The sequence below is a fragment of the Nocardioides sp. genome, assembly GCF_035703625.1.
In the GTDB taxonomy this organism is placed as follows: Bacteria; Actinomycetota; Actinomycetes; order Propionibacteriales; family Nocardioidaceae; genus Nocardioides.
In genome coordinates, this window is record NZ_DASSXS010000038.1 from 1 (window position 1) to 5,588 (window position 5,588).

Sequence of the window (5,588 nt, forward strand, 5' to 3'; positions counted from 1 at the left end):
GGGCACCCTCTCGTCGCTGCTGCTCTGCGGGGTGGCGTTCGCCCTCGGGGTGATCGGCCGCGACAACTACCTCTCCAGCCAGGTGAGGGCGCGCGAACGCCGGATCCTCGCCGAGTTCCCGACCATCGCCGAGCTGCTGGCCCTGGCAGTGGCCGCCGGCGAGAGCCCCGTCGCGGCGCTGGACCGCGTCTGCCACCGCAGTGGCGGCGAGCTGTCCCGGGATCTCCGCAAGGTGCTCGCCGCCGTTCGCACCGGCGAGCCCGTCGGCTCCGCCTTCGACGCGTGGGCCGCCACCACCGGGCTTCCGCTGGTCGCGCGGTTCGCCCAGGGAATCGCCGTCGCCCTCGAACGCGGCACACCCCTGGCCGACGTGCTGCACGCCCAGGCCGCCGACGTCCGCGAGGCGGGGCGCCGCGAGCTGATCGAGATCGCCGCCCGCAAGGAGGTCTTCATGATGGTGCCGGTCGTGTTCCTGATCCTGCCGGTCACCGTGTTCTTCGCCTTCTGGCCGGGCGTCATCGGCCTCAACCTCACGACCCCATGACCACCACTCCACGAGAACGGGGACACCCGATGCACCAACCCATCGCGACGATCGCCCGACGGTACGCCGTTCCGGCCGCTCCTCGGGTCCGCGACGAACGCGGCGACGTACCCGGCTGGGTGCTGGTCACCGTGATGACCGCCGGGTTGGTCGCGGTCATCTGGGGCGTGGCGGACGATCAGCTGATCGACCTGCTGCGCAGCGCGCTGAACTCCGTGCGCAACTGACCATGCCCGCCGTCCGGCGACCGCTCGCGAGGCCACCGGCCGAGCGCGGCTCCGCGGTGGTCGACTTCGTGCTGGTGCTGCTGGTGATCACCCCGCTGTTCCTGGGCATCCTCCAGGTCGCGCTGGTGCTGATGGTGCGCAACACCCTGGCCTCGGCGGCCTCCGAGGGCGCGCGCTACGCCGCCACGCTCGACCGGGGGCCGGAGGACGGGGTGGCCCGGACGCGCCAGCAGGTGGACCGGGCGATCGCCGGACGCTTTGCCCGTGACGTCGAGGCGGACACGGTGCTGGTCGACGGCGCCCCCGCGGTCCGGGTCACCGTGCACGCCACGGTCCCGGCGCTCGGGATCGGCGGGCCGGGGGTGTCCCTGACGGTCACCGGCCACGCGATCGAGGAGCAGCCGTGACGCGCCGCGACGAGCGGGGGAGTGCGCTGGTCGAGCTGACCTGGCTGGGGCTCCTGCTGCTGGTGCCCCTGCTGTGGATCGTCCTGTCCGTCTTCGAGGTGCAGCGAGGTGCGTTCGCGGTCAGCGGCGCGGCCCGCGCGGCCGGCCGGGCCTACGCCCTGGCCCCCACCGATGCAGTCGGGGAGGCGCGGGCCGAGGCGGCGGCCCGACAGGTCCTGGTCGACCACGGGATCGGTGAGCAGCCCCTCGGGATGAAGGTGACCTGTGCGCCGGCCGGAGACTGCCACGCCCCGGGCGCCGTGGTCACCGTCGAGCTGGGGTCGCAGGTGGACCTCCCGCTGCTGCCCGACGTCCTCGGTGGCGGGTCGCCCAGCTTTGCGGTGGATGCCAGCCACACCGTCCCCATCGGCCAGTTCAGGGACACCCAGTGACCCGGGACGAGCGTGGGCAGACCACCGTGCTGATCGTCGGGCTGGCCGGCTTCCTGCTCATGGCGATCGTGGTGGTCGTGGACGCCTCGGCCGCGTTCCTCCAGCGGCAGGGGCTCGACACGGTCGCCGACGGCGCGGCCCTGGCCGGAGCCGACGCCGGGTCGCGCAACCTCGAGACCATCTACGGCTCCGGTGTCGGTGCGCAGCCGCGTCTCGAGCAGGCCGAGGCCCTCGCGCGGGCCGCCGTCGAGGACTACCTCGTCCGCACCGAGGCCCGGTCCCGCTATCCCGGCCTGCGGTACGTCGTCTCCTTCGACCCGGCCGACAGCAGTGTGGTCGTGCAGGTCAGCGCCCCGCTCGACCTCCCGCTGACCATCCCCGGATCGCCCGAGCGACCGGTCGTCGGCACGGTCGGGTCGGCCGTCGTGCAGGTCGAGTCCTCCGGCTGAGACCCACGATGAAAGGGTGCGGGCGTGAGCCCGTCGTACTCCTTCCGCCGCTCCTGGACCGTTCCGTTCCCGCTCGCGCGGGTGCACGCGCTGCTGGTCGACCTCGAGCGCTACCCGGAGTGGTGGCCGCAGGTGCGGGCGGTGGCCAGCCTCGGTGAGGACGACGCGCTGGTGGTCTGCCGGTCGGCGCTGCCGTACTCGCTCAACCTGACCCTGCACGCCGTGCGGCGCGACCCCACCCACCTCGAGACGACGCTGAGCGGTGACCTCGAGGGCGTCGTCCGGTGGTACCTCGCCGACTTCGGGCCGGAGACCCGGATGGACTTCGAGCAGGACGTGGCGGCCACCGGCCGGTTCCTGCGCGTCGCGGCGAGCGCGGCCCGCCCGCTGACGGTGTGGAACCACGAGCGGATGATGAAGGGCTGCCTGGCCGGGCTGCACGCCCGGCTGGGATGACGGACGGCGCTCAGGCCCGGTCGAGCGCCGGGCGGTAGAACGCCTCGCCCGCGAACGGCCCACCTACGTGGGCGGCCTCGAACTCGTCCTCGGACCGGGCGGACACGGTCTCGGCGAACTCCTCGGCGTCGTCGACGGGCTCGTAGCCCAGCCGGCGCCCGGGCTCCAGGTCCCACCAGCGGCGGGTGTTGGCCGAGATGCCGTAGAGGACGGCGTACCCGGGGGCGGGTGCGGTCAGGGCCGCGTCGAACATCCGCACGCAGTCGTCGTGGGAGAGCCAGGTCGACAGGTGCCGGGTGGTCTCGGGCTGGGGGAGGAACGACCCGATCCGGCAGGACACCGCGTCCAGCGGGTAGCGGTCGGCGTACAGGCTGAGCAGCGCCTCGGCCGCGACCTTGCCCACGCCGTAGAACGTGTCCGGCCGGGGGCGCAGGTCGTCGCCGACCTGCGCCGCGGCGTCCCGGGGGCGGGGCGTGCGGCCGACGGCGTGGTTGGACGAGGCGTAGACGATCCGCTGCACGTCGTTCTCGACCATCGCGTCGAGCAGCGCGGCGGTGGTGACGACGTGGGAGGTCAGGCTGTCGGGCAGGCTGGCCTCGTCCGGGTGCCCCGCGAGGTGTACGACGGCCTCGGGCGACTCGGCCTCGAAGACCGAGGCGACGGCGTCCGGGTCGGCACAGTCCACGCTGTGCCACGGACCGTCGAAGCCCTCCGGCTCGACGACCCGGTCGAGGCCGATGACCCGGTGGCCGCGGTCGGCCAGGCCGACGGTGACCACGCGTCCGATGCTGCCGGCGGCGCCGGTGAGGAGTACTCGCACGGCCCAAACGCTAGCGGCCAGGGCCCGTGGTCAGGCCGACTCCTCCTGGTCGGACTCGTCCCTCGACCCGTCGTCGTCGTTGTCGGGGCCGTGCCCGCGCTCGGCGGCCGGCTCGGTCGGGTCGACGATGCCACCGCCGCCGCCCTCGTCGTCGTCGAACTTCCAGTCGTCGGTGTCGAAGGTGCGCTGGGTGTTGTCGACCTCCGCCCCCTCGGGCCGGTTCTCGGGGTCGAGGCGGCGCTCCCGCTCCTCCTCGATCTCCTTCTGCTCCTCCTCGTCGGGAGGGTTCTCGCGGAACGTCGCACTGGGGTCGGCGCTGCCGGCGCTGCCTTCCTCGGCGGCCGGGTCGTCGCCCGAGCTGTCGTCCTGGGGTTCCTTGTCGTCCGCGTCAGTCATCGGTCCTCCGTCGGGTGGTGTCCGTTCATGCAAGCGACGTACCCACCGGCTGTCAACGGATGCTCAGATCCGCGGGACGACCTCGCCGAGCAGCTTGCCCATCCGCGTGGCCGCCTCCTGGCCGGCCGCCAGGACCTCCTCGTGGTCCAGCGGCTCGCCGGTGATGCCGGCGGCGAGGTTGGTGACCAGGCTGATGCCGAGGATCTCCATCCCGGCCTCCCGGGCCGCGATCGCCTCGAGCGTGGTGCTCATCCCGACCAGGTCGCCGCCGATCGCGCGGACCATGCCGATCTCGGCCGGCGTCTCGTAGTGGGGCCCCGGGAACTGGACGTAGACGCCCTCCTCGAGGCTGGGGTCGACGCCGCGGCACAGGTCGCGCAGCCGCGGCGAGTAGAGGTCGGTGAGGTCCACGAAGTTCGCGCCCTCGATCGGGCTGGTCGCGGTCAGGTTGATGTGGTCGCGGATCAGCACCGGCGTCCCGGGCGCCCACGACTCGTTGAGCCCACCGCAGCCGTTGGTGAGCACGACGGCCCGGCAGCCCGCAGCCGCGGCGGTGCGGACGCTGTGGACCACGGCCGCGACCCCGCGACCCTCGTAGAAGTGGGTGCGGCCCAGGAACACCAGCAGCTGCCGGTCACCGGCGCGCACGGACCGGATCTTGCCCGCGTGACCCTCGACGGCCGGCGGCGCGAATCCCGGCAGGTCGGTGGTGAGCAGCTCGGCGGTGGTCTCGCCCAGCGCGTCGGCGGCCGGGAGCCAGCCGGAGCCGAGCACCAGCGCGGTGTCGTGGGTCTCGACCGCGGTGAGCTCGCGCAGTCGGGCGGCCGCGTCGGCGGCCAGGGCGGAGGGCGTGGTCGTGTCGGTCACGGGGGCGACTCTAGTGATTGTCGATCCGGGCTCGCCTGCGGCACGATCACCGGCATGATCGATCACCTCGGCATCAACTGCACCGACCTCCAGGCGACCGCCTCGTTCTACGACGAGGTGCTGGCCACCCTCGGCCATCGCCGGCTCCTCGACTTCGAGGTCGCGATCGGATACGGCACCGACAAACCGGACTTCTGGCTGTCGACGTTCGAGGGGGTCGGCCCCAACCGGGAGGTGCACGTCGCCTTCACCGCCCCCGACGCCGACGGCGTACGCGCCTTCTTCGATGCGGCTGTGGCCCGGGGCGCGGAGGTGCTGCACGAGCCGCGGCTGTGGCCGGAGTACCACGAGCGCTACTTCGGCGCGTTCGTCCGGGACCCGGAGGGCAACAACCTCGAAGCGGTCTGCCACACGGGCGACGGCGCCTGATCCCCGACTCAACGGTCACGAAACCCCAACTCGAGGAGCGGGAATCCCCGACTCAACGAGAGGGGGTCAGAGGCCGGTGGAGCGGCAGGGGCGGCGGCGCAGGGCCGCGACGTAGTCGGCCGGGGCGCCGGCGGCCTCGGCGGCCTCGGCCAGCACCCCGAGGTACGACGCCGAGGGCAGACCGCCCTCGAAGGCGTCGAGGACGTAGGTCCACACCACCATCTCGCCGTTGAGGGTCGAGACCCGGACCCGCGTCTTGCGGTAGAGGCCGAGGTCGGCGGCCTCCCAGCCGTCCAGCGCGGCCTCGTCCTCGCGGGTGATGTCGTAGATGGCCACGAAGACCTGATCGAGCGGGTCCTGGACGATCGTGGAGAGCGCGCCGTCCCAGCCGTGCTCCTCGCCGCCGAAGGTGAGCCGCCACCCGGTGAGCCAGCCGGTGGTGCTCAGCGGGGAGTGCGGGCAGCGCTCGCCCATGCGGGCCGGGTCGAGGTTGGTCCCGTAGGCGGCGTACAGCGTCACGGCTAGAGATTAGCGAGGGTGGCGGTCCCGTTAGGCTGATCTC

The 5,588-nt window shown here is 73.0% G+C and carries 11 protein-coding genes; 7 read left to right on the forward strand and 4 right to left on the reverse strand.

Annotated features, from left to right (window positions below; all coding sequences use genetic code 11):
* From VFN12_RS01595 to VFN12_RS01620, 6 genes are all read left to right on the forward strand, one after another.
* Positions 1 to 544 (forward strand): type II secretion system F family protein (locus VFN12_RS01595; RefSeq protein WP_325116793.1); only part of this gene is annotated, 544 nt, incomplete at its 5' end.
* Positions 545 to 573: 29 nt separating this feature from the next.
* The gene (locus VFN12_RS01600) at positions 574 to 771 is read left to right on the forward strand and encodes a hypothetical protein (protein ID WP_325116794.1); all 198 of its coding nucleotides are present in this window, start codon (positions 574 to 576) and stop codon (positions 769 to 771) included.
* Positions 772 to 773: 2 nt separating this feature from the next.
* The gene (locus VFN12_RS01605; protein WP_325116795.1) at positions 774 to 1,178 is read left to right on the forward strand and encodes a TadE family protein; all 405 of its coding nucleotides are present in this window, start codon (positions 774 to 776) and stop codon (positions 1,176 to 1,178) included.
* Positions 1,175 to 1,609 (forward strand): hypothetical protein, encoded by a 435-nt coding sequence (locus VFN12_RS01610; RefSeq protein WP_325116797.1) that lies wholly within the window; start codon positions 1,175 to 1,177, stop codon positions 1,607 to 1,609. Before VFN12_RS01605 ends, VFN12_RS01610 begins: the two co-directional genes overlap by 4 nt.
* Entirely contained in the window at positions 1,606 to 2,058 is a 453-nt protein-coding gene (locus VFN12_RS01615; RefSeq protein ID WP_325116798.1) for a pilus assembly protein TadG-related protein, read from the forward strand. The genes VFN12_RS01610 and VFN12_RS01615 overlap by 4 nt, the downstream gene beginning before the upstream one ends.
* 24 nt (positions 2,059 to 2,082) lie before the next feature.
* On the forward strand, positions 2,083 to 2,514 hold the full coding sequence (locus VFN12_RS01620; RefSeq protein ID WP_325116799.1) for an SRPBCC family protein: 432 nt from the start codon (positions 2,083 to 2,085) through the stop codon (positions 2,512 to 2,514).
* Positions 2,515 to 2,524: 10 nt separating this feature from the next.
* Here the strand turns inward: VFN12_RS01620 and VFN12_RS01625 are convergent, their stop codons facing one another.
* From VFN12_RS01625 to VFN12_RS01635, 3 genes are all read right to left on the reverse strand, one after another.
* Positions 2,525 to 3,334, reverse strand: coding sequence for an NAD(P)-dependent oxidoreductase (locus VFN12_RS01625; RefSeq protein WP_325116800.1), 810 nt, complete (start codon positions 3,332 to 3,334; stop codon positions 2,525 to 2,527).
* A gap of 30 nt (positions 3,335 to 3,364) precedes the next feature.
* Entirely contained in the window at positions 3,365 to 3,730 is a 366-nt protein-coding gene (locus VFN12_RS01630) for a hypothetical protein (RefSeq protein WP_325116801.1), read from the reverse strand.
* Positions 3,731 to 3,793: 63 nt separating this feature from the next.
* A complete protein-coding gene (locus VFN12_RS01635; protein WP_325116802.1) occupies positions 3,794 to 4,597 on the reverse strand; it encodes a purine-nucleoside phosphorylase in 804 nt (267 codons plus the stop codon).
* 54 nt (positions 4,598 to 4,651) lie between these two features.
* Between VFN12_RS01635 and VFN12_RS01640 the strand changes: the two genes are divergently transcribed.
* The gene (locus VFN12_RS01640; RefSeq protein WP_325116803.1) at positions 4,652 to 5,026 is read left to right on the forward strand and encodes a VOC family protein; all 375 of its coding nucleotides are present in this window, start codon (positions 4,652 to 4,654) and stop codon (positions 5,024 to 5,026) included.
* Between the two features lie 66 nt (positions 5,027 to 5,092).
* Here VFN12_RS01640 and VFN12_RS01645 read toward each other — a convergent pair whose 3' ends face one another.
* Positions 5,093 to 5,545 carry a gamma-glutamylcyclotransferase gene (locus tag VFN12_RS01645; RefSeq protein WP_325116804.1) on the reverse strand — a complete coding sequence of 151 codons (453 nt, stop codon included), beginning with the start codon at positions 5,543 to 5,545 and terminating at the stop codon, positions 5,093 to 5,095.
* Positions 5,546 to 5,588 lie beyond the last annotated feature (43 nt).